This window comes from Aeromonas eucrenophila (assembly GCF_000819865.1).
GTDB lineage: Bacteria > Pseudomonadota > Gammaproteobacteria > Enterobacterales > Aeromonadaceae > Aeromonas > Aeromonas eucrenophila.
In genome coordinates this window covers 1-24,037 of record NZ_CDDF01000011.1, presented here as the reverse complement: position 1 = coordinate 24,037, position 24,037 = coordinate 1, and the positions used below count along the sequence as shown (strand labels likewise).

Here is a 24,037-nt window from a genome sequence, read left to right as displayed (position 1 = left end):
GGCGTCTCAACCCAGGGCGGTATCCAGGGTCATCATCAGGGCGAAACCTGCCATCAGCCCTAGGGTGGCATAGGTCTGGTGGCCGTTGCGGTGGGTCTCCGGGATCACCTCGTGGGAGACCACGAACAACATGGCGCCGGCGGCGAGGCCCAGGCCAATGGGGTAGGCGATGGCCATGCCGCTGGCGAGCCCGACCCCGAGCAGGGCGCCGAGCGGTTCCAGCAGACCGCTGCCGATGGCCACCAGCACGGCGACCGAGGGACGAAAACCGGCGGCGCACATGGCCAGCGCCACCGCCAGCCCTTCCGGAATGTCCTGCAGGGCGATGGCGGTGGTCAGCGGCAGGCCGACCCCCATGTCCCCCTGGGAGAAGCTGACCCCGATGGCCATGCCCTCCGGCAGGTTGTGGAGCGCAATGGCAAACACGAACAGCCAGACCCGGGAGCAGCTCTCGTGGCCGGGGCCGCAGGGGCCCGTCTTGTCGTGCTCGTGGGGGGTGAACTGATCCAGTCCCAGCATCAGCAGGACGCCGAGGGTCATGCCCACGACCACCACGGCGGCGGCGAGAAAGCCGTCGCCAGTGATCCCCTCGGCGGCTTCCAGCCCCGGCAGCAGCAGGGAGAAGGCGCTGGCGGCCAGCATCATGCCGGCGGCGAAGCCCAGCATGCCGTCCTCCACCCGTTGCGGCACTGAGCGCAGGAACAGGGCCGGCAGGGCACCGAGCGCCGTGGCGGCGAAACCGGCGACCCCACCGATGAGGCCATAGCGCACCCCCGGGCTGATGTCACCGGCCGCCAGCATGACGAGGCTCTGCAGCAGGAGCAGCAAGACGGCGATCAGGGCGACGAGCAGCCCCAGGGCGGTGAGGGGGCGAGCCTGGATCTGCTCGCGCAGTTGAGCAGACCAGGGGGATGGTAGGGTCGATGCGTTATCCATGAACAAGACCTCGGGGGCAGTGAGAGTGAAGAGACGAGGACGCCATTACATAACCTGACCCGCGGTTTGTCCACGAGGACGGGTCGATTGTGACAATCGGCTCAAGTTTGCCGTCTCCCGGTCGCTATTGTGCCTGGCGCAGAGCGCCGATTGATATCGATAAAGGCGATGAGGCCGTGGGGGGATTGTGGTAAGGTGCCGCCCCTTGCGAGGTCTCCTCCCTTTGATCTTTCGCGATTTTTTGCATTTCCCGTCAGGACTCTCGGGTCATCGCTCACAGGGATGTGATCGTCACAGCACCGCTGCTCATCAGCAGTTGAGGATCACCGCCACCATGTCTTACAAGAATCTCTCCATCGGCAAGAAGATTGCCGTGGTCTTTTCGGTCATTGCCGTCATCAACGTGATATTCGGTCTGTTTCTCGCGAACGAATTGCGCGACATACGGTCTCGGGTGCTGAATTTCACCGACTCCACCCTGCCCAGCGTGATCTCGGTGGAGAACCTGCTCTATGACGTATCCTATGTGCGCCGCGCCCAGTTTGCCCTATTGATGATCGAGGACGCCGCCGATCTGCAGGCGCGCCGTGGCCGCATCCAGGACAACATCAACAAGGTCGAGCGCGCCCTCAGTGCCTATGAGGCGACGGTGGGGGACGATAACGAGCGGCGGGTGTTCATGGGCGCCAAGCAGCACTGGCAACAGTACCTGAGCGCGGTCAACCGGGTCGACAGCCTGCTGGCACAAGGCAACATGGCGCAGGCCAAGGATGAGCTGTTTCAGTCCAATGGGGCTTATGCCGAGCTGGAGCGCTCGGTCAACGGTCTGGTGGACGTCAACCTCGGCTTCGTGCAGGAGAACCGTGGCAGCCTGCTCGGCAGCGTCAGCATGGTGATCAACTCCGCCACCCTAGGGATAGGTGCCCTGCTGCTGTTCATGGGGTTCATGACCTGGTTCCTCACCCGCCAGATCTGCCTGCCGCTGCAGGCGGTGGTGGCCCAGGCCAACGCCATCGCGGCCGGCGATCTGACCCACCAGCTGGATCGCCAGCACATCGGCCAGGATGAACTCGGCATGCTGGCCAGGGCCTCCCTCAAGATGCAGGACAACCTGCGCGGCCTCATCGAAGAGGTGGTGGCCGCGGTGACCCAGCTCGGCGCCGCCATCGAGGAGGTGAGCGCCGTCTCCGAGCAGTCGGCGCAAGGGATCCAGAGCCAGCAGCAGGAGATCTCCATGGTGGCGACCGCCATGGCCCAGATGAAGGCGACCGTGGCCGATGTGGCGGGCAATACCGAGGTTGCCTCGGAATCTGCCAGCTCCGCCAATGCCCTGGCTAGACGGGGCAATCAGGATGTGCAGGGGGCTCTGGTGGCCATCACCCGGGTCGCCGAAGAGATAGAGCAGGCGGGCACCCTGGTGACCGAGCTGGAGCGGGAATCCGCCCAGATCAACCTGGTGGTGGACGTGATCCGCGGCATCGCCGATCAGACCAACCTGCTGGCACTGAACGCCGCCATCGAGGCGGCCCGCGCCGGTGAGCAGGGCCGTGGTTTCGCCGTGGTGGCCGACGAGGTGCGCACCCTGGCGGGCCGTACCCAGGCCTCCACCGGCGAAATAGTCGCCATCATCGAGACCCTGCAGGCCCGCGCCAACCAGGCGAAGGCGGTGACCGGCCAGAGCTGCGAGATGATCCGTCAGTGCGTGGTGCAAAGCGAGCAGACCAGCTCGGGCATCCAGCAGATCGAAGAGGCGGTGGCCCAGATAGCCGACATGGCGATCCAGATCGCCAGCGCCTGCGGTGAGCAGGATGCGGTCTCCGACGAGCTTGGCCGCAACGTGGAGCGGATCAACGACTCCTCCAACGAGGTGGCGATCGGTGCCGATCACACCGCCCGCGCCTGCCTGGAGCTGAGCCAGCTGGCGGCCGGCCTGCGCCAGACCATAGGGCGGTTCCGCCTGGCCTGATGCTGACAGTTCGCTGCCGATATTCAGTGCACCCTGTTGCGGGGCGCACTGAACCGTCGGGCACAGACAAAAAAAACGGGGCCCATGGCCCCGTTTTTTTTATTGCTCGCAAGCGGCTGGCTTAGGCGCTTTGGCCCAGACCCGCGCCCGCATCTTTCTTGGCGATCAGCTCAATCTTGTAACCGTCCGGGTCTTCCACGAAGGCGATGACGGTGGTGCCACCTTTCACGGGGCCCGGCTCGCGGGTGATCTTGGCGCCGGCGGCGCGCAGGGCATCGCAGGTGCCATAGATGTCGTCCGCTTCCAGGGCGATGTGGCCGTAAGCCGAGCCTAGCTCGTACTCGCTCACGCCCCAGTTGTAGGTCAGCTCGATGACGGCTTCGTCCTTCTCGTCGCCGTAACCGACGAAGGCCAGGGTGTACTTGTACTCGCTGTTCTCGCTCTTGCGCAGCAGCTTCATGCCGAGCACCCGGGTGTAGAAGTCGATGGAGCGTTGCAGATCGCCGACGCGCAGCATGGTGTGCAGAATTCTCATTGCTTGCTTCTCCAGGTTGGTTGTTTGTACTGCTTATCGATAATTCAGTAGAAGAAAATAGTAAAAATGGCTGCGGTAGGTGCAAAAGTCCCGGTGCCTAGCTCTCCGGGTAGACTTTTTCTTTGTACTCGCACAAGTCTTCGATGATACAGGAGCCGCAGCGGGGTTTACGAGCGAGACAGGTGTAGCGCCCGTGCAGGATCAGCCAGTGGTGCACATCCAGCTTGAACTCGGCGGGCACCACCTTGAGGAGTTTTTCTTCCACCTGATCCACGTTCTTGCCCACCGCGAAGCCGGTGCGGTTGGAGACGCGAAAGATGTGGGTGTCGACGGCGATGGTGGGCCAGCCGAAGGCGGTGTTGAGCACCACGTTGGCGGTCTTGCGGCCGACCCCGGGCAGGGCTTCCAGCGCTTCGCGGTCCTCCGGCACTTCACCGCCGTGGCGCTCCAGCAGGATGGCGCAGGTCTTGATGACGTTCTCGGCCTTGGTGTTGAACAGGCCAATGGTCTTGATGTACTGCTTCACCCCGTCCACCCCGAGTGCCAGCATGGCGGCCGGGGTATTGGCCACCGGATAGAGCAGGGCGGTGGCCTTGTTGACGCTGACATCGGTGGCCTGGGCTGACAGCAAGACGGCGATCAAGAGCTCGAACGGCGAGTTGAAGTTGAGCTCGGTGGTGGGGTGCGGGTTGTTGTCCCGCAGCCGCTCCAGAATTTGTCTGCGTTTTTGGTTATTCATCGAGTCTCGAGTCTGGTTCTTTTAAAGCTGAGTCGCGCGGGCTCCGGGGGCCGGCACGGCGCAGTGGGCCTTGTCGGCGGCCTGCTTGCGGCCCATCCGATCGTTGATGGCATTCTTGGCGGCGATGAGCAGCCCAAGCCCGATGAAGCCACCGGGCGGCAGGATCGCGATCAACAGGCTGGCATCGGCGTGGAACAGCTCGATGCGCAGGGACTTGGCCCAGTCTCCCAGCAGCAGATCGGCGCCGTCGAACAGGGTACCCATGCCGATGATCTCGCGCAGGCCACCCAGCACCAACAGTACCAGAGTGAAGCCCAGCCCCATCATGAAGCCGTCGACGGCCGCCAGCAGGGGCGGGTTCTTGGAGGCATAAGCCTCGGCCCGGCCGATGATGATGCAGTTGGTGACGATCAGCGCGATGAAGATGCCGAGGGACTGATAGAGGCCATAGGTGTAGGCGTTCATCAGCAGCTGCACGCTGGTCACCAGGGCGGCGATGATCATCACGTAGATCGGGATGCGGATATCCTTGGGCGCCAGGTTGCGCACCAGGGAGATGGCGAGGTTGGAGCTCACCAGTACCACCAGGGTCGCCAGACCCAGCCCGAGGGCATTGGTGAAGGTGGAGGAGACCGCCAGGGTCGGACAGAGTCCCAGCACCTGCACCAGGGAGGGGTTGTTCTTCCACAGCCCCTGCAACATCAGCTCCTTGAGCTCTTCGCGGCGGCTATTGCCTTCATTGGCGAGGCTCTGGCCGTCAATCACATCAATCTGTTCCATCTGTTGGCTCCGCTGTTCTCGAGTAGCCCGTGCCGGCCATCAATCTGTTCTGGTTCATTGTATGCGCCGCCATGGTTAGGGCGCGGCCTCACAGGGGGGGGCATCACGCAGCAACTCCGGGTGCTGTTGTTGCAACAGCAGCAGGTTCTTCACCGCCTTGACCACGGCGCGAGGGGTGATGGTCGCGCCGGTGAAGGCGTCAAATTCGCCCCCGTCTTTTTTCACCGCCCAACTGGCGTCGTTGTCGGCGGTGAGGGTGCGGCCGACGAAGCTGTCGATCCAGTTGGACTTTTTCAGCTCTATCTTGTCCCCAAGGCCCGGGGTTTCCTTGTGGGTCAGCACCCGTACCGCGCTGACCGCCCCCTTGGCATCGGTGCCGACCACCATGCGAATGGCCCCACTGTAGCCGTCGGGGGCTATGGTTTCCAGTGCATAGCCGGTCGGCACGCCGTTGAGGGTGGCGCTATAGAGCGGCATGGCCTGATCGCTGCCCAGGAACTCGCGGCTGGTGACCAGCCGGCAACTGGCCACCAGATCGTTGTCATAGCTGCCCTCCGGCAACAGGGCCGAGAGGGTCCGCAGCTTCTCCAGCTGTTGCTGGTGGGCGATCCTGTCCTGGGTCAGCTCGTTGGTCAGCACCACTATGGCGGTGCAGCCCAGGGCGAACAGGGCCAGGGTCACGCCGTTCTTACGCATGCTGTTTAACATGGGAGGATTCCTGAGAGTGAGGTGCGAGCGGCGATCATTTACGACGATCCCCATAGACCTTGGGCCGGGTCAGGCTGTCGATGAGCGGTACGCAGAGGTTGGCCAGCAACACCGCGAAGGCGAAGGCATCCGGGTAGCCACCGAAGCGGCGGATGAGGTAGACCAGCACGCCGATCAACACCCCGTACACCAGACGGCCGCGGGGGGTGGTGCTGGCGCTCACCGGATCGGTGGCGATGAAGAAGGCCCCCAGCATGGTCGCGCCGCTGAACAGGTGCAGCATGGGGGTGGCGGTGGAATCCGGCGTGGCCAGATAGCCCAGCAAGGCCGAGAACAGCAGGGCTCCCAGCACCGCTACCGGAATGCGCCAGTGGATCACTTTTTGCTGCAACAGGAAGAGGCCGCCCAGCAGATAGCCGAGGTTGACCCAGCTCCAGCCTATCCCACCCCATCCTTCGAACACCTTGTGAGTCATCACCTCGCTCGCGGTGAGCCCCTGGGTCAGCCCCGTCTTCAGGGTGTCGAGCGGCGTCGCCATGGTCAGCCCATCCACCCCCTGCTTGAGTTGCAGCATGCTGTAACCGTCGAGACTGAAACCGGTGAAGATCACCGACAGCGCATCCCCAAAGCCGATGTCATAGGCGGCGATGCTGGACGGCGGCAGCCAGCTGGTCATCTGCACCGGGAAGGAGACCAGCAGCAGCACATAGGCCACCATGGCCGGGTTGAACAGGTTCTGCCCCAGCCCGCCGTAGAGCTGCTTGGCGATGATGATGGCAAAGGCGGTGCCCAGCACCAGCATCCACCAGGGCAGCAAGGGTGGCAGGGAGACACCGATCAGCACGGCGGTGAGGGCCGCACTGCCATCCAGCAGTGCCGGTTTGACCGGACGATTGCGCAGGCGGAGCACCAGCGCCTCGCAGCCGAGCGCCGTCACCAGCGCCAGCAGGACCTGAATGAGGGTGCCCCAGCCGAAGAACCAGGTCTGGGCCAGCAGGCCCGGCAGGCAAGCCAGGATCACCAGCAACATCAGGGTCTGGGTCTGTTTGCGGTTATGGGCAAAGGGCGCCATCGCGATATTGAACATGGATCAGTGACTCTTGTCTGAAAGTGGGTCTGACTCGCGCTGGTCGAGTTTGGCTGCTTCGGCGGCCGCCTTCTTGGCCTTGGCGCGAGCGATGGCGGCGGCAATGGCAGCCTTCTTGGGATCGACTTCGCCGGCGGGCGCTGGCTCGCTGGCTGCGGGGGTCACAACCTCGTTGACGGTGGCGGGCTCGCCATCGGCATTACCTTCCCCGGTCGCCTGAGCGGCTTTTTTAGCCTTGGCACGGGCGATGGCGGCGGCAATGGCGGCCTTCTTGGGATCGACCTCGCCGGCGGGCGCTGGTTCGCTGGCTGCGGGGGTCACAACCTCGCTGACGGCGGTGGGCTCGTTATCGGCATTGCCTTCCGCCGTCGCCTGAGCGGCTTTTTTAGCCTTGGCGCGAGCGATGGCAGCGGCGATGGCCGCTTTCTTGGGATCGACCTCGTCGGTGGGTGCTGGCTCGCTGGCTGCTGGGGTGAAAACTTCGCTGACGGCGGCGGGTTCGCTCTCGGCATTGCCTTCATCGGTGGCCTGCGCCGCCTTCTTGGCCTTGGCGCGGGCCAAGGCAGCGGCGATGGCGGCCTTCTTGAGATCGACCTCGCCGGTCGCCGTCTCTGCCGCGACCGTCTCTGCGGCCGGGGCATCGGTCGCCTTGGCGGCGCGGCGGGCCAGCGCCTCCTGCTTGCGCGCCTCGCGGGCGGCGGCCATGGCGGCGTTATCGGGTTGCGCGGCGGTGCCGCTGGCCGTTGCCTCCTGCTTGGCCTTGAGACGGGCCAGGGCGGCGGCCACCGGGTCTTCGCCACCGGCGGCTGTCATGGCCTGACGACGCTGGGCGGCGGCTTCGGCGTGGCGAGCCTCACGTGCGGCTTTGTCGCGCTCGAAGCGGGCCTGTTTGGCCTCGAAACGCTGCTTGGCGCGCTCGGCCTTCTCGGCCTCGGCACGGGCCTCGCGGATATCGTCCTTGGCGACCTTGTAATACTGCACCAAGGGAATAGTGCTCGGGCAGACCCAGGCACAGGCGCCGCACTCGATGCAGTCAAAGAGGTTGAGCTTCTCGGTCTTCTCGTAGTCCTTGGCGCGGCTGTACCAGTACAGCTCCTGGGGCAACAGCTTGACCGGGCAGACGTCGGAGCAGGCACTGCAACGGATGCAAGACTGCTCGGGGGCGGGCACGGGCAGCTCGGCTCTGGTGGGGGAGAGCAGGCAGTTGGTGGCCTTGACCACGGGCACCATGGCGTGGGGCAGGGTGAAGCCCATCATGGGGCCCCCCATGATGACCCGCTGATCCGCCTCTGGTTGCAGTTCGAAGCGCTGCAGCAGCCAGCGTACCGGCGTGCCGAGCCGCACCCAGGCGTTGCCCGGTTGCTTGAAGGCGTCACCGGTGAGGGTGACGATGCGCTCGATCAAGGGCTCGCCGTCGATGATGGCGCGCTTGATGGCAAACACGGTGGCGACGTTGAGCACCATGATGCCCATGTCCACCGCCCGGCCGCCTTTGGGGACCTGGCGACCGGTGAGCAGCTCTATGGTCTGCTTGGCACCGCCCGAGGGATACTTGGTCGGTACCGACTTGACCAGCACGTCCTCATCGGTGGCATGACGGGTCAACGCCTCGATGGCGGCCGGCTTGTTGTCTTCCACCCCGACGAGGGTGAGTTTCGGCTTGAGCAGGTGCTTGAGCACCCGGACGCCGTCCATGATCTCGTCCGCGTACTCCTGCATCAGCCGGTCATCGGTGGTGATGTAGGGTTCGCACTCCAGGCCGTTGACGATCAGGATCTCGGTGAGCTGGCCACGGCCGTCGAGCTTGCTGTGGGTCGGGAACACGGCGCCGCCGAGGCCCGCAATGCCGGCCTGCTGGATGCGCTCGAGCAACTCGCCCCGATCCAGATTCCAGTAATCGGGTCTGGCGTCGCGCGGCCCCCAGGCATCCTCGCCGTCCGGGGTGAGCAGGACGCAGAGATCCTCGAGGCCGGAGGGGTGCGCCACCGTATGCTGTTCGATGGCGGTAATGACGCCGGAGGTGGAGGCATGGACCGGCACTATGCGGCCCTTGTCATAGCGGGTCAGGGGTTGGCCCTTCTTGACCCTGTCGCCGACCTGCACCAGCAGATCGCCGGCGGGGCCCGCGTGCTGGCGCACCGGAATGATGAGCTGGGGCGGCAGGCCCGCGTCCACCACCGGGGTCAGGCTGGATTGATCTTTATTCTCGGGAGGGTGAATGCCGCCGTGGAAATCCCACAGGTTGCCGGCTTTGATACGTTCGAGCAGGTGCTGCATGGTTACTCCACTATCTTGACCGGAATGGCGACCTTGGCCAGATCCCATTTCCAGTTATCGACCGTGGTCGGAACCGGGATCATTTCGATACAGTCTGTCGGGCAGGGGTCGACACAGAGATCGCAACCCGTGCACTCGTCGGCGATGACGGTGTGCATCGCCTTGGTGGCGCCGAGGATGGCATCGACCGGGCAGGCCTGGATGCACTTGGTGCAACCTATGCACATGTCCTCGTGAATGAAGGCGACTTTCTTGACGGGCACGGCGGCCTCATCGCCGCCGAGCGGTTGGGGTTCGACCCCCATCAGATCGGCTATCTTGCGCATGGTGGCCTCGCCACCGGGCACGCATTTGTTGATCTGATCGCCGTTGGCGAGGGCCTCCGCATAGGGCTTGCAGCCCGGGTAGCCGCACTGGCCGCATTGGGTCTGGGGCAGCAGGGCATCGAGCTGATCGACGATGGGATCGGCTTCCACATGAAACTTGACGGCGGCAAAACCCAGGATGAGGCCGAAGACCAGGGCCAGCAGGGCCAGCACCAGGATGGCAAAGAAGATGTGAGTCATAGCGCTATATCTTGATGAGGCCGGTAAAGCCCATGAAGGCCAGCGACATCAGGCCGGCGGTGACCATGGCGATGGAGACGCCGCGAAAGGGCGTAGGCACATCGGCGGCCACCAGACGCTCGCGCATGGCGGCGAACAGGATCAGCACCAGCGAGAAGCCGCACGCGGCCCCGAAGCCATAGATGATGCTCTGGATGAAGTTGTGGTGCTCGTTGATGCTCAGCAGCGCCACGCCGAGCACTGCGCAGTTGGTGGTGATGAGCGGCAGGAAGATGCCGAGCAGGCGATACAGGGTCGGGCTGCTCTTGCGGATCACCATCTCGGTGAACTGCACCACCACGGCGATCACCAGAATGAAGCCGAGGGTACGCAAGTAGGCGATATCCAGCGGGATCAGGATATAGTGCTCCATCAGATAGGAGCAGGCGCTGGCCAGCGTCATCACGAAGGTGGTGGCCAGTCCCATGCCGATGGCGGTTTCAAGCTTGCCAGAGACCCCCATGAAGGGGCAGAGGCCGAGAAACTTCACCAGCACGAAGTTGTTGATCAGTACTGTGCTGATCAGTAAAAGCAGGTACTCAGTCATTGACGATGGGTTATCCGGTGTGAAGGCGGCCGTATTATCTGATGTTAGGTGCCTTTCTACAACCGCAAGGCAGTATGGTTATTATTCGAATGGCCAATTCATGGAGGAGTTGTGCGTCCCTTACCCATTTTTACCCTGACCCTGGCCATGTTGCTCTGGTCCAGTTCCTTTATCGCCCTCAAGTATGTGCTGGAAGTCTGGTCCTTCGGCCAGGTGCTGTTCATGCGAATGCTGGTGGCCTCTGGCTGTTGGCTACTGTGCTACCGCCAGCTTGGCAACTTCCGTTATCAGCGGGGGGATTGGCGCTGGCTGGCCCTGATGGGGGCGCTGGAGCCCTGTCTCTATTTCCTGCTGGAGGTGAACGCCCTGCGCTACACCAGCGCCGGTCAGGCGGGCATGGTCTGCGCCCTGCTGCCCCTGATGGTGGCCCTGGTGGCCTTCGTGCTGCTCAAAGAGCGGGTGAGCCGCCGTCAGCTGCTCGGCTTTGCCATCGCCATCTTCGGCATCGCCCTGCTGGGATTGGGCGGTGGGACAGATGAATTCGCACCCAATGCGCTGCTTGGCAACAGTCTTGAGATGGGCGCCATGCTCTGCGCCGCCACTTATTCCGTGGTGTTCAAGAAGCTCTCCAGCCGTTACGGCGTCATGACCCTGACCGCCCTGCAGGCCTTCGTCGGCACGCTGTTCTTCGCCCCCTTCGCCTTCAGCGCACCCTGGCCCAGCGCCTGGCGCTGGCAGGACATGGCGGTGATCGTCTTCCTCGGCGCCTTCGTGACCCTGGGGGCCTACCTGCTCTACAACTGGTCGGTGACCCAGGTGAAGGTGACCCTGGCGGCGGCCTACGTGAATCTCATCCCGGTGTTTACCCTGCTGCTCGCCTACCTGTTGTTGGGGGAGACCCTGAACAGCCTGCAGTGGCTCGCCTGCGCCGCGGTGCTGGCCGGGATCGGGGTGGGCCAGCTGCCGACGAGACGCCGCAGGGAGCGGGCCACCGCCACCGAGAGTTGATTCCTTGCTTATCGGCTACCCTCTGGACAGAGGGTATCCCGGCCATGAAGGAGCCAAGTGATGAACGACATGATGTTACTGGCAAGGGCGCAGACGCTGCTGACCCATCAACCTTTCACCCTGGGCGATGCCCGGGCACTGGAGGCGCTGGAAGAAGAGGCCGTGGGGGAGGAGGGGCTGCGCATCGCCGAGTTATGGGAGTCTGCCCTGCGTCTGGCCGACGAGGATGCCAGGCGCTACTTGATGGGGGAGGATTGAGCGCGCCGCGTCTCTCGGATCATCCAGATTGCCAACGAAAACACGGGGCCAGGCCCCGTGTTGTTTTTTCTGGTCGTCTATCGCCTCAGATGGACAGGCTCTTGACGGTGTCCGACACCGAGTTGGCGTCTTCGATGATCTCCTTGATGACGCCGGAGATGATGTTGGCCTGATCCTGTCCCGCCATCGCCTTGTCGGAGACGATGGAGACGGTCTGGGTGATCTGGGAGGTGATGCTGGAGTTGTGCTTGATGACGGAGACGATCTCGCTGGTGGAGGTCGAGGTTCTGGCGGCAAGCTGCCGCACCTCGTCCGCCACCACCGCGAAGCCGCGCCCCTGCTCCCCGGCCCGGGCGGCCTCGATGGCGGCATTGAGCGCCAGCAGGTTGGTCTGATCCGCGATGCCACTGATGGTGGAGATGATGGACTCGATGCTCTTGGACTGCTGGTTGAGCTGATCGATCTGCTTGCTGACCTCGTTGACCGAGGTGTTGATGTGGCGGGAGGTATCCAGCACCTTGTCGATGACCTCGCGCCCCTTGGCCGCGCTGGCGACGGTTTCGCTGGCGATGGCGCAGGCCTTCTGGGCCGCCTCCCGGGTGGAGATGGATTTCTCGACCCGCTCTGTGATGTCGCTCGCCAGCTTGATGATCTTCACCACCTTGCCTTCGTGATTGAAGATGGGGTTGTAGGTCGCCTCCAGCCAGATCTTCTCGCCACGATGGCCGAGGCGCATGAAGAGCCCGGACTTGATGTCACCGGAGCCCAGATCTCGCCAGAAGTTCGGGTTTTTCTGATAAAACTCGGGATCGCAGAACTGGCGGTGGTGCTTGCCGACCACCTCCTCCAGCCGGTAGCCGAAGCAGCGCAGGAAATTCTGGTTGGCGGTGATGACGGTGCCATCCGGCTGGAAGTCGATCACCGCAAGGGACTTGTCCAGCGCCGCCAGCAGGGCCTGGGTACGCTCCAGAGAGGATTGCTGCTGGGTCACGTCGGAGGCAACCTTGGCGACCTTGGCCACCTTGCCATCGATCATGATGGGGAAATAGGTGGCCTCCAGCCAGATGGGCTTGCCCGACTTCGACTGACGGATGAAGCGGCCGTTGCGAGAGGTGCCGCCGCGCAGATCCTGCCACAGATTCTCATACTCGCGGGTCTTGACGTCCTCGGGGAAGCAGAGCGCGCTGTGGTGCTTGCCGATCACCTCCTCCCGCCCAAAGCCCACAATGTTGAGGAACAGATCGTTGACGAAGGTGACTATGCCCGCCGGGGTAAACTGAATGAAGGGCACCTGGGACTGGATGGCCTGCTCGAAGGCACTCAATGCCACCACCCTTGCCGCCTGCTCACTCGCTTCCTTGCTGGTCGTATTGTTCCAGAACATATCGGCACTCCTCCATGAGACCTTGAATGACATGCTCAATGCTATCTGAGCAATTTAACAATAGTAACGATCTTCTATGAACCTTAATCGACTCCGGGTTAACTTTTGGTATTTTTTAATTATCACTGTCGATTAATTTAGGGCGCTATCGCCGGTCACCGGGGTAAAGCAGATTTGTTCGGATACGAATGTCAATGACATACACCTCATGATACTGACATGAATGAGTGCCCACTGGCACTGCTTATAAGCACGCCATTTGGGGGGCTCGATAATAAAGTTGTTCGTATGAGGCCTTATGCCCGCTAGCCGAGCCGGCGACGATAATGCAGTGGAGAAGATCCCATATGGGTAGAAAAAAACCGTGAAAATACCGAGAGGGAGGAGAAACGAAGGCGCTCGCTGATATCCTGAACACTCAGGTTGGTTTCGGCCAACCAGAGACAGGCTTTTTTCAGACGCACATTTTTCAATAACTGACTGAGGTTGGTATTTTCCTGATTGAGACGAATATTCAACGTCCAGCGACTCATGCCGACCAGGGTGCAAATATGTTCCATAAAGCTGGCTTCGTCGGCAATGTTATTTTGCTCGATGGCCTCATCGAGCAGGGAATATATCAATGATGAGAACCCTTGCTCATATTCCAGTGCCGCCACCGTTTTCGTTATTTGCCGGTGCTGATTCTGATGGAGCAGCGGTAGATAGCTGTCCACCGGGGCCAGCAGATCGGCCTCCTTGAAGTAGATGACATTGGCATTCTGGCCGAACTGGCAGCGACAGCCGAAGGCATCATCGAGCCGCCTGCTGTCCTTGTCGTCGCTGCCACGCAGGCTCACCGCCGTGCTGGCGGTGGGGGCGTAGAGGCGCACGAGCTCCCTGATCATCCTCAAATTGCCGATGGCGGAGTGATCGCGCAGCAAGGTGTCGGCGTCCTCGACATAGTGGATGGCAAGCTGTCCATCCTCCTGGTGCAGGGTGAACCGATCGCAGTTGCCTATGATGATCCTGTTGCGGATATAGCCGAGCACGGCGTCGCTGGCCGTCTTCTGATTGAGGCAATAACCCACGAGCTCGGGAAACAGTGCATAGGCCTGGTTGATAAGCTGGTCTGGCGAATCATCCTGTGACATCTGTTCCTGCCACAAGTGGTGGTATGCCGCTGTCTCCTTGATGAAGCGCAGGTGTTGTTTATCCGAGAGCCGACCATCGCGCTTATTTATTTCATATTGACTGAGATGACACTGCGATATGATGGCGTCGGTATTGACTCCCTGTTCTTTCAGGAAATAAAGCGTCGATCTGGCGATGATATTTGAAACGCTCTTTCCCATATATGATCCCTCACATCAAGCCTGTTTTTATTGTGCAGACGGCATCCTGCCGCGCTGCGGGATTAAGGCATTTTCCGGGCCTGATATCTGCGCGTCAGGTCAAATGCAGTGAAACTTAACGTCCGTTGTTGTAACCAAATGTAACGCTGTGATGACGGCGGTGATATTGCATGCCGGCACCGCAATGCAAAATAGCCGCACCCCCATGCAAAGCGGGTTCCCTTGCCTTCGCGTTAAGCTGCGCAGGCTATTTCGGCTTGTCCATTCGAATAACGGAATGAAAGGGAATCACATGAAACATAACAATAAGGGCCACCACTGGAGTGGTGTGGCGGTCGCCATCGCGCTGGCGCTGGGCGTGCAGGGGTGTAACGACAACAGTTCAACGGCGAAGACCGAGGTGGTCAAGGACAACGCCTACTACCGGGCGCTGGCGGAAGGCATGGTCCAGAAGATGACCCAGGACGAGCGGCTGGGATTGCTGGTGGGGCCGGGATATGTGTTTGCCAACGGCGCCTTCGTGACCAACCTGGATGCCCTGAACAACCTCAAGGGGGATGTGCCGGGCAGCGTGGGCTACATCAACGGCGTCTATAACGCGGAATCCGGGTTGGACATCGCCGCCAGCAAGCTGGCAGATGGCGCCGCCGGGGTGCGGATAGCGCCGACCCGGGAGGGGGAGTCCGGCACCTTCCACGGCACCGCCTTCCCGGTGGGCACCCTGCTGGCCTCGACCTGGGATGCGGATCTGGTCAAACGGGTGGGGGCGGCCATCGGCAACGAGATCAAGGAGTACGGGTTGGATGTCTGGCTCGCCCCCGGCATGAACATCCAGCGCGACCCGCTCAACGGGCGCAGCTTCGAATACTTCTCGGAAGATCCTTTGGTCTCCGGGGTGATGGGGGCCGCCGAGGTGGCGGGGGCCCAGGCCCAGGGGGTGGGTACCACCATCAAGCACTTCATCGCCAACAACGCCGAGACCTCGCGCTCCATCGTGGACAACATCATCTCGCCGCGGGCCATCCGTGAGATCTACCTGCGGGGCTTCCAGTACGCCGAGGAGCACGCCAATCCCTGGGCGGTGATGACCGCCATGAACAAGGTCAACGGCACCTATACCGGGCAGTGGGCGGATCTCAATACCCGGGTGCTGCGCGATGAGTGGGGCTTCGAAGGCTTCGTGATGAGCGACTGGTGGTCGGGGGATGGTCACTATGCGGACATGATCAACTCCGGCAACGATCTGATTGAGCCGGGTGGCCCGGCGCTGCCCTATGGCTACGGTGACGCCCTGACCGGTTTGCAGGAGGCCTATGCCGCCGGCAGCCTGAGCGCCGATACCATCACTCAGGGGGCGGTGCGGATCCTGACCCAGGTGCTGAAGATGCCCTCGAATCAGGGCTATGTGGCGACCAATGCCCCGGATCTGGCGAGCCATGCGATCCTGTCCCGCCAGGCAGCCAGCGACGGCATGGTGCTGCTGAAGAACCATCAGGCCAGTTTGCCGTTGGCCGGGGGCAGCAAGGTCGCCTCCTTCGGGATCACCCAGATCAATACCTTGAAGGGCGGCGCCGGCAGCGGGGACGTGAACGCGGCCTACACCGTCAACGTGGCGGACGGGTTGGCCAAGCAGTTCAGCCTGGATACCGGGCTTGCGGACTTCTATCGCACCTTCTTCGAGCAGAACAAGACGTCGAGCGACTTTGGTGGCATTTCCACCGTCGTCAGTTGCCCGGAGCCGGCGCTGAGCCAGAGCGAGATCGCGGCCTATGCCGCCAGCAATGACGTCGCCGTCATCACCCTGGGGCGCATCTCGGCCCAGGGGCAGGATCGCCAGAATGCGAAGGGGGACTATCTGCTCTCCGATGTGGAGCAGAGCCTCATCGACAACGTCAGCACCGCCTTCCACGGGCTGGGCAAGAAGGTGGTGGTGGTGCTCAACACCGGCGGCGTGATGGACACCAGCGCCTGGCAGGACAAGGTGGATGCCATCCTGCTCGCCTACATGCCGGGGCAGGAGGCGGGCCATGCGGTGGCGGACTTGCTGTCCGGGGTCGTCAACCCCAGCGGCAAGCTGACCCAGACCTTCCCGGCCAGCTACCAGGATGTGCCCTCGTCTGCGGGCTTCCCGGGCACGGATACCGACGGGGATGGCAAGGTCGACACCCACTACTACAACGAGGGCATCTATGTCGGCTATCGCTACTACGCGACCTTCGGCAAGGGGGTGAATTATCCCTTCGGCCACGGCCTCTCCTACACCCAGTTCGACTACAAAAATACGGCGATACAGAGTAATACGCTGGCTTCAGCAGGCGGGAAAGTGACCCTGACTACCACCGTCTATAACAGTGGCAGCGTCTCTGGCAGAGAGGTGGCCCAGGTCTATGTGGCGGCCCCGGCGGGAACCCTGGGCAAACCGGCCATCGAGCTCAAGGCCTTTGCCAAGACCAAGCTGTTGCCGGCGGGGGCCAGCGAGACCCTGAGCTTCGAGATCCCGGCCAGCTGGCTCGCCAGCTTCGACAACGCCAACAACGAGTGGATCATCGAGCCCGGTACCTACAAGCTCTATGTCGCCCCCTCTTCCGAGGTGGCGGCCATAGCGCCGCAGAGCTTTACGGTGAGCAGCAAGTTGGTGGTCAGCAAGACCACGCCGGGGGCGCTGGCGCTGCCGGCCGGGGTGACGGAGGCCTCTTTCGAAACGCAGTATTGAGCGGAAAATAGTGGGGGAGCCTTGGCTCCCCCTTTTCATGTCAGCTTGATCGTCACAATCCCGGCGTCTGGTCGGCGGGTGAGCCTATTTCTTCTGCTGCAGGGTCGAGATCTGCTTGTTCAAGGCCTCCACGTCGCTTTGATACTGGCGGGTGGCGGCCTTCATCTCGGCGGCGGAGCGCGGTCCTTTGCCATCGCCAGTCTGGGATGGGGTGACGCCCGTCAACTGGTCGTTGTATCTGGTTATCTCGCCGTTCATCTTCTGCTTTTTGGCCTCCACCTCGGCGTGAAGGGCGGCCAGCTCGCGCTGTTTCAGACTGGTGGCGAGATCTTTTTCAATCGCCTGGGTCTGCTTGCTGGCCTCTGCCACCGCCTCTGCCGGTGGGGTGTAGATCCGCAAGTCCATGGGCTTGGCGTCGCCGGTACAGGGGATATCGCTGAAGGTGACCTTGCCATTGACGGTGCATTGGTAGACACCGGCCTGGAGTGACAAAGGGGTGGCGACGATCAGGGTACCAAGGCAGAGGGCCAGGGCGCGTGACATAGATTCCTCCTTGAATCCTATTCCTGCACGGGAGTTCGAGGGGCCGAAAGCTTCCTCGAAGACTGCCAACAAGGTGGGGTCTTTGAAACAATAGTCTCTTCATCGAGCCACTTCATTTCAAATCGCGCATTGGGCCGCTGCGCCGTCATTCAGGGTCGCCACTTAGGCCCCGGAGGCGGGATCCCCCGCCGGTTTTCCCCGCGCCTCAACACATCAGAGCACCAAACTGGGCCACAATGAGGTATCTTATGCCCCGATTTCATCCATTAAACGGTGTCGAGACCCAAAATGATTATAAAACCCAAGGTTCGCGGCTTTATCTGCACCACCACTCACCCGGTCGGTTGTGAAGCCAATGTTCGTCGCCAGATTGCGTACACCCAGGCTCAGGGCACCATAGATAATGGTCCCAAGAAGGTACTGGTGATCGGCGCCTCCACCGGCTACGGCCTGGCCTCGCGCATTGCCACCGCCTTTGGCTCAGGTGCTGCCACCATAGGTGTCTTCTTCGAGAAGCCGAGCTCCGAGACCAAGACGGGCTCTGCCGGCTGGTACAACTCCGCCGCCTTCGACAAGGCCGCCAAAGAGGCCGGCCTGTACGCGAAAAGCGTCAACGGCGATGCCTTCTCCAACGAATGCCGTGCCAAGGTGATCGAGCTCATCAAGGCCGATCTGGGACAAATCGATCTGGTGGTCTACTCCCTGGCCTCCCCGGTGCGCAAGATGCCGGATACCGGTGAAGTGGTGCGCTCCGCTCTGAAGCCCATCGGCGAGACCTACACCACCACCGCCATCGATACCAACAAGGATCAGATCATCACCGCCACCGTCGAGCCGGCGAATGAAGAAGAGATCGCGAACACCATCACTGTCATGGGCGGTCAGGACTGGGAGCTGTGGATGGCGGCCCTGCGTGATGCGGGCGTGCTGGCAGACGGCGCCAAGTCCGTTGCCTACTCCTACATCGGCACCGATCTGACCTGGCCCATCTACTGGCATGGCACCCTGGGCCGCGCCAAGGAAGACCTGGACCGCGCCGCCAGCGCCATCCGTGGCGACCTGGCCGGCAAGGGCGGTACCGCTCACGTGGCCGTGCTGAAATCCGTGGTGACCCAGGCCTCCAGCGCCATCCCGGTGATGCCGCTCTACATCTCCATGGCGTTCAAGATCATGAAGGAGAAGGGCATCCACGAGGGTTGCATGGAGCAGGTCTATCGCATGCTGCGCACCCGCCTCTATGGCGAGGAGCTGGCGCTGGACGAGCAGGCCCGCATCCGCATGGACGACTGGGAGCTGCGTGACGACGTGCAGCAGACCTGCCGCGATCTCTGGCCCTCCATCACCACCGAGAACCTGTCCGAGCTCACCGACTACACCGGCTACAAGCAGGAGTTCCTGCGCCTGTTCGGTTTCGGTCTGGACGAGGTGGACTACGATGCGGACGTGAATCCGGACGTGCGCTTCGACGTGGTCGAGCTCTGATCCTGACTCAAATGAAAAAGGGCCCCGCGGGGCCCTGTTTTTTTATCCAGAATTCTGCCTTATCAAGAAATTTTATTATCCGCGATCACCTTTTTCCGATATCAAAACCGCTAGTCTTGCGCTGATCGGATCACATGACGGCCTTGCCGAGGAACGGACACTATGACCAGCCCACATGCGGCGCCCAAGAAGCGCCAACTCCCCACCGTATACACCCTGCTGTTTATCATCATCGCCCTGATGGCCACCCTCACCTGGGTGCTGCCGGCGGGCAAGTACAACTATGTCACCGCCAAGAGCCAGCAGCCGATCGCGGCGGCGGCCGTGGCCGACTACAGCGGCGACGAGCGGCTGTTGCCGGTGCCCGGCAGCTATACCGAGCTGCCTTCTCACCCGCAGGGGGTGTTCGATGTGCTCAAGGCTCCCATTCAGGGCTTCCACAAGGCGGCCGACGTGGCGCTGTTCGTGCTCATCATCGGCGGCTTCCTGGCGGTGACCATGCACAGCGGCGCGCTGGATGCCGGGGTCGGGGCCATAGTCCGTGCCTTCGCCGGCCGTGAGCGGCTGTTGATCCCGGTGCTGATCGCGCTCTTTGCCCTCGGTGGCTCCACCTTCGGCATGGCGGAGGAGACGGTGGCCTTCTGGGCGCTGATCGTGCCGGTCATGATGGCGGCGGGCTTCGATCGCATGGTGGCGGCGGGGATCATACTGCTCGGCTCCGGGGTCGGGGTGCTGGCCTCCACCGTCAACCCCTTCGCCACCGGCATCGCCTCCGGTTTTGCCGGCATCCCCATCGGTGAGGGGATTGGGCTGCGGGTCATCCAGTGGCTGCTGCTGGTGATCTTCGCCTCCTGGTTCGTGATGCGTTATGCCAAGCAGGTGCAGCAGGACAGGGGGAATTCTGTGTTGGCCGACATCCAGTACGACGACGAATTCTCCCAGATGAAGCGCAGCGACTCGGCCTTCAGCGGTAAACAGAAACTCACCATGCTGGTGTTCTTCGGCACCTTCCTGCTGATGATCTATGCGGTGGTGCCCTGGGCGGATCTGGGGATCGATTTTCTGCCGACCCTGGGCTGGTGGTTCGATGAGCTCTCCACCCTGTTCTTCAGCGCCTCCATCCTGATCGCCCTCATCAACCGGATGCCGGAGTCCAACTATGTGGCTACCTTCCTGGAAGGGGCGCGGGATCTCATCGGGGTGGCGCTGGTGGTGGCGGTGGCGCGCGGCATCTATGTGGTGATGGAGCAGGGCGTCATCATCGACAGCATACTGCACTGGGCCGAGGGACTGGTGACCGGGCTCTCCTCCTCGGTGTTCATCCTGATGGCCTATCTGGTGCACATCATCCTGAGCTTCTTCATCCCCTCGACCTCGGGGCTGGCGACCGTTTCCATGCCGCTGATGGGGCCCCTCGCGGACTTCTCCGGCATCTCCCGGGATCTGGTGATCACCGCCTATCAGTCGGCTTCCGGCTGGATCAACCTGTTCGCCCCCACCGCCGCTCATCTGGTGGCCGGGTTGGCGCTGGCCAAGATCCCCTACGAGCGCTTCGTGCGCTGGGTGCTGCCCTTCATCATCGGGGTGGTGCTCATCACCATGGGGGTGCTGGTGGTTGGCGCCCTGCTGCACGGCTGATGGCTCAAGAAACAAACGACAGGCAACAAAAAGGCTCCCGCGGGAGCCTTTTTCATGGTGTTGGCAGTGCTTACTGCTTGTAGTTCTTGAGGAAGCGGGCGAGGCGGCCGATGGCATCCTCCAGCTCCTCCTCCCTGGGCAGGAATGCCAGGCGGAAGTGGTCCGGCGCGGGCCAGTTGAAGCCGGTGCCCTGCACCAGCAGCAGTTTCTCTTGCTGCAGCAGATCGAACACCATCTTCTGATCGTCGCGAATGTCGTACACCTTGGGATCCAGGCGCGGGAACAGGTAGAGCGCCCCCTTGGGCTTGACGCAGGAGACACCGGGGATGGCGTTGATAAGCTCCCAGGCCTTGTCTCGCTGGCGCCGCAACCGGCCGCCCGGCAGGATCAGTTCGTTGATGCTCTGGTAGCCACCGAGCGCCGCCTGAATGGCGTGCTGCATCGGCACGTTGGAGCAGAGCCGCATGGAGGCCAGCATCTCCAGCCCCTCGATATAGCCTTTGGCGCGGCCCTTGGGCCCGGTGATGACCATCCAGCCCTGGCGGAAGCCACAGGCACGGTACGCCTTGGAGAGGCCGTTGAAGGTCACCACCATGACGTCGTCGCACTGGGTGCAGACGCTGGTGTGGGCGATGTCGTCGTAGAGGATCTTGTCGTAGATCTCGTCGGCGAAGATGATGAGGTTGTGCTGGCGGGCGATCTCGATCAGCTCCAGCTGGAATTCGCTGCCGTAGACGGCGCCGGTCGGGTTGTTCGGGTTGATCAGCACCAGGCCGCGGGTGCGCGGGGTGATGCGGGCGCGGATATCGTCCAGATCCGGATACCAGTCGGCCCCTTCGTCGCAGCGATAATGCACAGCATGACCACCGGAGAGGGTGATGGCCGCAGTCCACAGCGGGTAGTCGGGGGAGGGCACCAGCATCTCGTCGCCGTTGTTGAGCAGCGCCTGCATGGCCATGACGATGAGTTCGCTCGCGCCGTTGCCGATGTAGATGTCATCGATATCGACCTTGCGCATCCCCTTCTGCTGGTAATACTGCATCACCGCCTTGCGGGCGGAGAAGAGCCCCTTGGAGTCGCAGTAGCCCTGGCTCTGGGGCATGTTGAGGATCACATCCTTGATGAGTTCCTCGGGGGCATCGAAACCGAATGGCGCCAGATTGCCGATGTTGAGCTTGAGAATGCGGTGGCCTTCGTCTTCGAGACGGCGGGCCTCTTTATGCACCGGGCCGCGAATGTCATAGCAGACATCGTCGAGCTTGTGCGACTTGTCGATAGTGAACATGGTGAGCGTGATTCCTTCCCCTGGGGGCGCGTTGGCAAAAAGCGTTTTTTAGTATCAAATTTCTCTACCCCTATTCTTCACAGAATTGAATGCTAGAACAATCTAATTTATGGAATAAATCCCTGATATTAACCCCTAAAACAGGGTTGCCAATCTGTTAAATTCAGCAGGATCGTTTGCCTGTTTCGCAAGAAACCAGTGAAAGATGAGGGTCAGCTTCATAAAGCCGCAGGAGTGTATTGAAATACTCCCCCCATCTGGCACGATTGGCTGGGCTGAGAAACGCCCGCCAGCCCCCCTTATCGGCCCGGCCAGCTCCGCGTCCGGTGGTCTTTCATCCCGTTTCGAGGCTTTGTCATGCACGCACCCACACCCGGTCGCTATCGCCACTTCAAGGGAGGGCACTATCGAGTGCTCACCCTGGCCCTTCACACCGAAACCCAGGAGCAACTGGTCATCTATCAGTCCGAGCAGGACGACATCGTCTATGCCAGGCCCGTCGCCATGTTCATGGAGTGGATTGAGCATCAGGGGGCCGTGGTGAGCCGCTTCACGCCGGTGGCAGACTGAGCCTGCTGCTGTGCTCACCATAAAAAAAGGCGCCATCAGGCGCCTTTTTTGTCTGCAACGAATGCCGGGATCAGAGACCCAGATTGGCCCTGGCATAGGCCTCGAAGTCGGTGCAGCCGCCGATGTGCTGCTCGTCCAGGAAGATCTGCGGCACAGTAGTGACCGGCTTGCCCGCCTTGACGGCCAGATCGTCCTTGGTCAGCCCTTCGGCGTTGATGTCCACGTAGCGGAATTCGAAGTCATCGCGCTCCTCGGTCAACTGCTCGGCGATCTGCTTGGCACGGACACAGTAGGGGCAACCCGGGCGACCAAAAATTTCTACAAACATCGTTTCTCTCCGTTAAATGAAGCCGTGATATGAAGCGCTGCAATGAGGCTGGCGACAGCATAGCCCCGCCTCAGGGTTCGTTAAAGTGGAAAATGGCGGGCACCCAGGCCCGAGTTTATTGTTCGGCGATCTGGATCGGCTGCTGCTGATAGATGCTCTCCAGCACGCCTTTCTCGAACACTGTCCTGGGTATGGAGGCCGCCTTGCGGGCAAGGCGGCAGTCTGTGGTTATTGTTCGGCGATCTGGATCGGCTGCTGCTGATAGATGCTCTCCAGCACCCCCTTCTCGAATACTGTCCAGGGCCAGGGGGCCTTGCTGGCGCGGAAGCGCTCGTGGGTGGCCGGATCCTGGGACAGGCCGCGCTGGAACATCACGAAGGCCTTGCGCTGGCCGCCCGCGGTGTCGATGAAGCCGGCGAGGTTGGAGGTGCCGGTGATGGTCCCCGTCTTGGCGTGTACCTTGTTCTTCATCATGGGGGCGGTGACGCTGCGGCGCCAGGCCAGGGTGCCGTCCACCTGGGAGCTTGGCAGCAGCTTGATGAAGTCGAGCTGGGCGTCGTTCTTCTGGATGAAGGTCAGCACGGAGAGCATCTGGCGGGCGCTGATGAGATTGTGGGCGGAGAGGCCGGAGCCGTCGGCCAGGGTGGCGTTGCCGAGATCGATGCCGTTCTTGGTCAGGATGGCGCGCACCGCCATGGTGCCGCTGCGATAGCTGCCCGGCTTGTTGTAGTAGTGACGGCCGACGGTCTTCAAGAAGGTATCGGCGTAGAGGTTGTCCGATTTCTTCAGCATCTTGGAGAGCATCACCGGCAGGGAGACGGAGTAGTGAGTCGCCAGGGTCTGTGCGCCCACCGGCGCCTGATGAGTGACCCGCAGCAGGCCGTCGTGGCTGATGCCGGCGCGGTTCATGGCCCAGCGGATGTTGTCCCAGCCCCAGGCTTCCACGTCGTGGATGGCGAAGCGCAGACCCTGCGGCTCCTTGTTCGGGGTGATGCAGCCCTTGAGCTCGTAGAAGTTGCCCTTGGCCATGTCCACTTCCAGGGCGCAGAACTGGCGCGCCATGTCGGCATAGCTCATCACCTCCACGTTGTCGGCGCCGATGCCGATGGGCACGCCGGTGGCCACGTTGCCCACCGCCGGTTTGCCAATCTGGGTGGCGGTGACGGTGCCGTAGGCGCAGTTCTTGTCGATGATGACCGAGGAGACCGGGGCCGCGAAGCAGAGGGTCTGATCCCCCCAGGACCAGCCGTTGCCGCGCTCGTAGCCGTTGTAGGCGCCGGTGTTGACGTAGACATTGCCCTTGATGCGGGTCAC

Annotated in this window: 22 protein-coding genes; 7 read left to right on the top strand and 15 right to left on the bottom strand. The window is 62.1% G+C overall.

Features of this window, described 5'->3' with window-relative positions:
• Window positions 1–6: 6 nt before the first annotated feature.
• Window positions 7–936 (bottom strand): ZIP family metal transporter, encoded by a 930-nt coding sequence (locus BN1124_RS10435; RefSeq protein WP_042642325.1) that lies wholly within the window; start codon window positions 934–936, stop codon window positions 7–9.
• Window positions 937–1,270: 334 nt separating this feature from the next.
• Here BN1124_RS10435 and BN1124_RS10430 point away from each other — a divergent pair, with 334 nt between their 5' ends.
• Entirely contained in the window at window positions 1,271–2,902 is a 1,632-nt protein-coding gene (locus BN1124_RS10430) for a methyl-accepting chemotaxis protein (protein WP_042641660.1), read from the top strand.
• A 121-nt stretch (window positions 2,903–3,023) separates the two neighbouring features.
• Here BN1124_RS10430 and gloA read toward each other — a convergent pair whose 3' ends face one another.
• The 8 genes from gloA to rsxA all read right to left on the bottom strand — a co-directional run bounded on the left by gloA (window position 3,024) and on the right by rsxA (window position 10,180).
• On the bottom strand, window positions 3,024–3,437 hold the full coding sequence (gene gloA / locus BN1124_RS10425; protein WP_033131567.1) for a lactoylglutathione lyase: 414 nt from the start codon (window positions 3,435–3,437) through the stop codon (window positions 3,024–3,026).
• Window positions 3,438–3,534: 97 nt separating this feature from the next.
• Window positions 3,535–4,176 carry an endonuclease III gene (gene nth / locus BN1124_RS10420; protein WP_033131568.1) on the bottom strand — a complete coding sequence of 214 codons (642 nt, stop codon included), beginning with the start codon at window positions 4,174–4,176 and terminating at the stop codon, window positions 3,535–3,537.
• A gap of 21 nt (window positions 4,177–4,197) precedes the next feature.
• Window positions 4,198–4,956: an electron transport complex subunit E gene (locus BN1124_RS10415; protein ID WP_042641658.1), complete on the bottom strand. Its 759-nt coding sequence runs from the start codon at window positions 4,954–4,956 to the stop codon at window positions 4,198–4,200.
• Window positions 4,957–5,031: 75 nt separating this feature from the next.
• A complete protein-coding gene (gene rsxG / locus BN1124_RS10410; RefSeq protein WP_042641656.1) occupies window positions 5,032–5,664 on the bottom strand; it encodes an electron transport complex subunit RsxG in 633 nt (210 codons plus the stop codon).
• Between the two features lie 34 nt (window positions 5,665–5,698).
• Window positions 5,699–6,751, bottom strand: a complete 1,053-nt coding sequence (gene rsxD, locus BN1124_RS10405) for an electron transport complex subunit RsxD (RefSeq protein WP_042641654.1) — start codon at window positions 6,749–6,751, stop codon at window positions 5,699–5,701.
• Between the two features lie 3 nt (window positions 6,752–6,754).
• Window positions 6,755–9,028, bottom strand: coding sequence for an electron transport complex subunit RsxC (gene rsxC, locus BN1124_RS10400; RefSeq protein ID WP_042641653.1), 2,274 nt, complete (start codon window positions 9,026–9,028; stop codon window positions 6,755–6,757).
• A gap of 2 nt (window positions 9,029–9,030) precedes the next feature.
• Window positions 9,031–9,594: an electron transport complex subunit RsxB gene (gene rsxB, locus BN1124_RS10395; protein WP_042641652.1), complete on the bottom strand. Its 564-nt coding sequence runs from the start codon at window positions 9,592–9,594 to the stop codon at window positions 9,031–9,033.
• 4 nt (window positions 9,595–9,598) lie between these two features.
• Window positions 9,599–10,180, bottom strand: a complete 582-nt coding sequence (gene rsxA, locus BN1124_RS10390) for an electron transport complex subunit RsxA (RefSeq protein WP_042641651.1) — start codon at window positions 10,178–10,180, stop codon at window positions 9,599–9,601.
• A 111-nt stretch (window positions 10,181–10,291) separates the two neighbouring features.
• Here rsxA and BN1124_RS10385 point away from each other — a divergent pair, with 111 nt between their 5' ends.
• Both BN1124_RS10385 and BN1124_RS10380 read left to right on the top strand, forming a co-directional pair.
• Complete coding sequence (locus tag BN1124_RS10385) at window positions 10,292–11,188, top strand: DMT family transporter (protein ID WP_042641650.1); 897 nt, start codon at window positions 10,292–10,294, stop codon at window positions 11,186–11,188.
• A 60-nt stretch (window positions 11,189–11,248) separates the two neighbouring features.
• Window positions 11,249–11,446, top strand: a complete 198-nt coding sequence (locus BN1124_RS10380; protein WP_042641648.1) for a hypothetical protein — start codon at window positions 11,249–11,251, stop codon at window positions 11,444–11,446.
• An 85-nt stretch (window positions 11,447–11,531) separates the two neighbouring features.
• Here the strand turns inward: BN1124_RS10380 and BN1124_RS21755 are convergent, their stop codons facing one another.
• Both BN1124_RS21755 and BN1124_RS10370 read right to left on the bottom strand, forming a co-directional pair.
• Window positions 11,532–12,830 (bottom strand): methyl-accepting chemotaxis protein, encoded by a 1,299-nt coding sequence (locus tag BN1124_RS21755; RefSeq protein WP_052445584.1) that lies wholly within the window; start codon window positions 12,828–12,830, stop codon window positions 11,532–11,534.
• Between the two features lie 305 nt (window positions 12,831–13,135).
• A complete protein-coding gene (locus BN1124_RS10370) occupies window positions 13,136–14,164 on the bottom strand; it encodes a helix-turn-helix domain-containing protein (protein WP_082041544.1) in 1,029 nt (342 codons plus the stop codon).
• Window positions 14,165–14,456: 292 nt separating this feature from the next.
• Here BN1124_RS10370 and BN1124_RS10365 point away from each other — a divergent pair, with 292 nt between their 5' ends.
• Window positions 14,457–16,877, top strand: coding sequence for a beta-glucosidase (locus BN1124_RS10365; protein WP_042641644.1), 2,421 nt, complete (start codon window positions 14,457–14,459; stop codon window positions 16,875–16,877).
• A gap of 84 nt (window positions 16,878–16,961) precedes the next feature.
• Here BN1124_RS10365 and BN1124_RS10360 read toward each other — a convergent pair whose 3' ends face one another.
• Window positions 16,962–17,420, bottom strand: coding sequence for a DUF4124 domain-containing protein (locus BN1124_RS10360; RefSeq protein ID WP_042641643.1), 459 nt, complete (start codon window positions 17,418–17,420; stop codon window positions 16,962–16,964).
• Window positions 17,421–17,708: 288 nt separating this feature from the next.
• Here BN1124_RS10360 and fabV point away from each other — a divergent pair, with 288 nt between their 5' ends.
• Window positions 17,709–18,902, top strand: a complete 1,194-nt coding sequence (gene fabV / locus BN1124_RS10355) for an enoyl-ACP reductase FabV (protein ID WP_042641641.1) — start codon at window positions 17,709–17,711, stop codon at window positions 18,900–18,902.
• Between the two features lie 162 nt (window positions 18,903–19,064).
• Window positions 19,065–20,540, top strand: coding sequence for a YfcC family protein (locus tag BN1124_RS10350; protein ID WP_042641639.1), 1,476 nt, complete (start codon window positions 19,065–19,067; stop codon window positions 20,538–20,540).
• A gap of 70 nt (window positions 20,541–20,610) precedes the next feature.
• On the opposite strand, the gene BN1124_RS10345 is transcribed toward BN1124_RS10350, so the two are convergent.
• On the bottom strand, window positions 20,611–21,825 hold the full coding sequence (locus BN1124_RS10345; protein WP_042641637.1) for a pyridoxal phosphate-dependent aminotransferase: 1,215 nt from the start codon (window positions 21,823–21,825) through the stop codon (window positions 20,611–20,613).
• A gap of 357 nt (window positions 21,826–22,182) precedes the next feature.
• On the opposite strand from BN1124_RS10345, the gene BN1124_RS10340 reads away from it, so the two are divergent.
• On the top strand, window positions 22,183–22,395 hold the full coding sequence (locus tag BN1124_RS10340; RefSeq protein ID WP_042641635.1) for a DUF1653 domain-containing protein: 213 nt from the start codon (window positions 22,183–22,185) through the stop codon (window positions 22,393–22,395).
• Between the two features lie 70 nt (window positions 22,396–22,465).
• On the opposite strand, the gene BN1124_RS10335 is transcribed toward BN1124_RS10340, so the two are convergent.
• Window positions 22,466–22,723 carry a GrxA family glutaredoxin gene (locus tag BN1124_RS10335; protein ID WP_033131583.1) on the bottom strand — a complete coding sequence of 86 codons (258 nt, stop codon included), beginning with the start codon at window positions 22,721–22,723 and terminating at the stop codon, window positions 22,466–22,468.
• Window positions 22,724–22,951: 228 nt separating this feature from the next.
• Window positions 22,952–24,037 (bottom strand): D-alanyl-D-alanine carboxypeptidase/D-alanyl-D-alanine endopeptidase (dacB, locus tag BN1124_RS10330; RefSeq protein ID WP_042641633.1); only part of this gene is annotated, 1,086 nt, incomplete at its 5' end.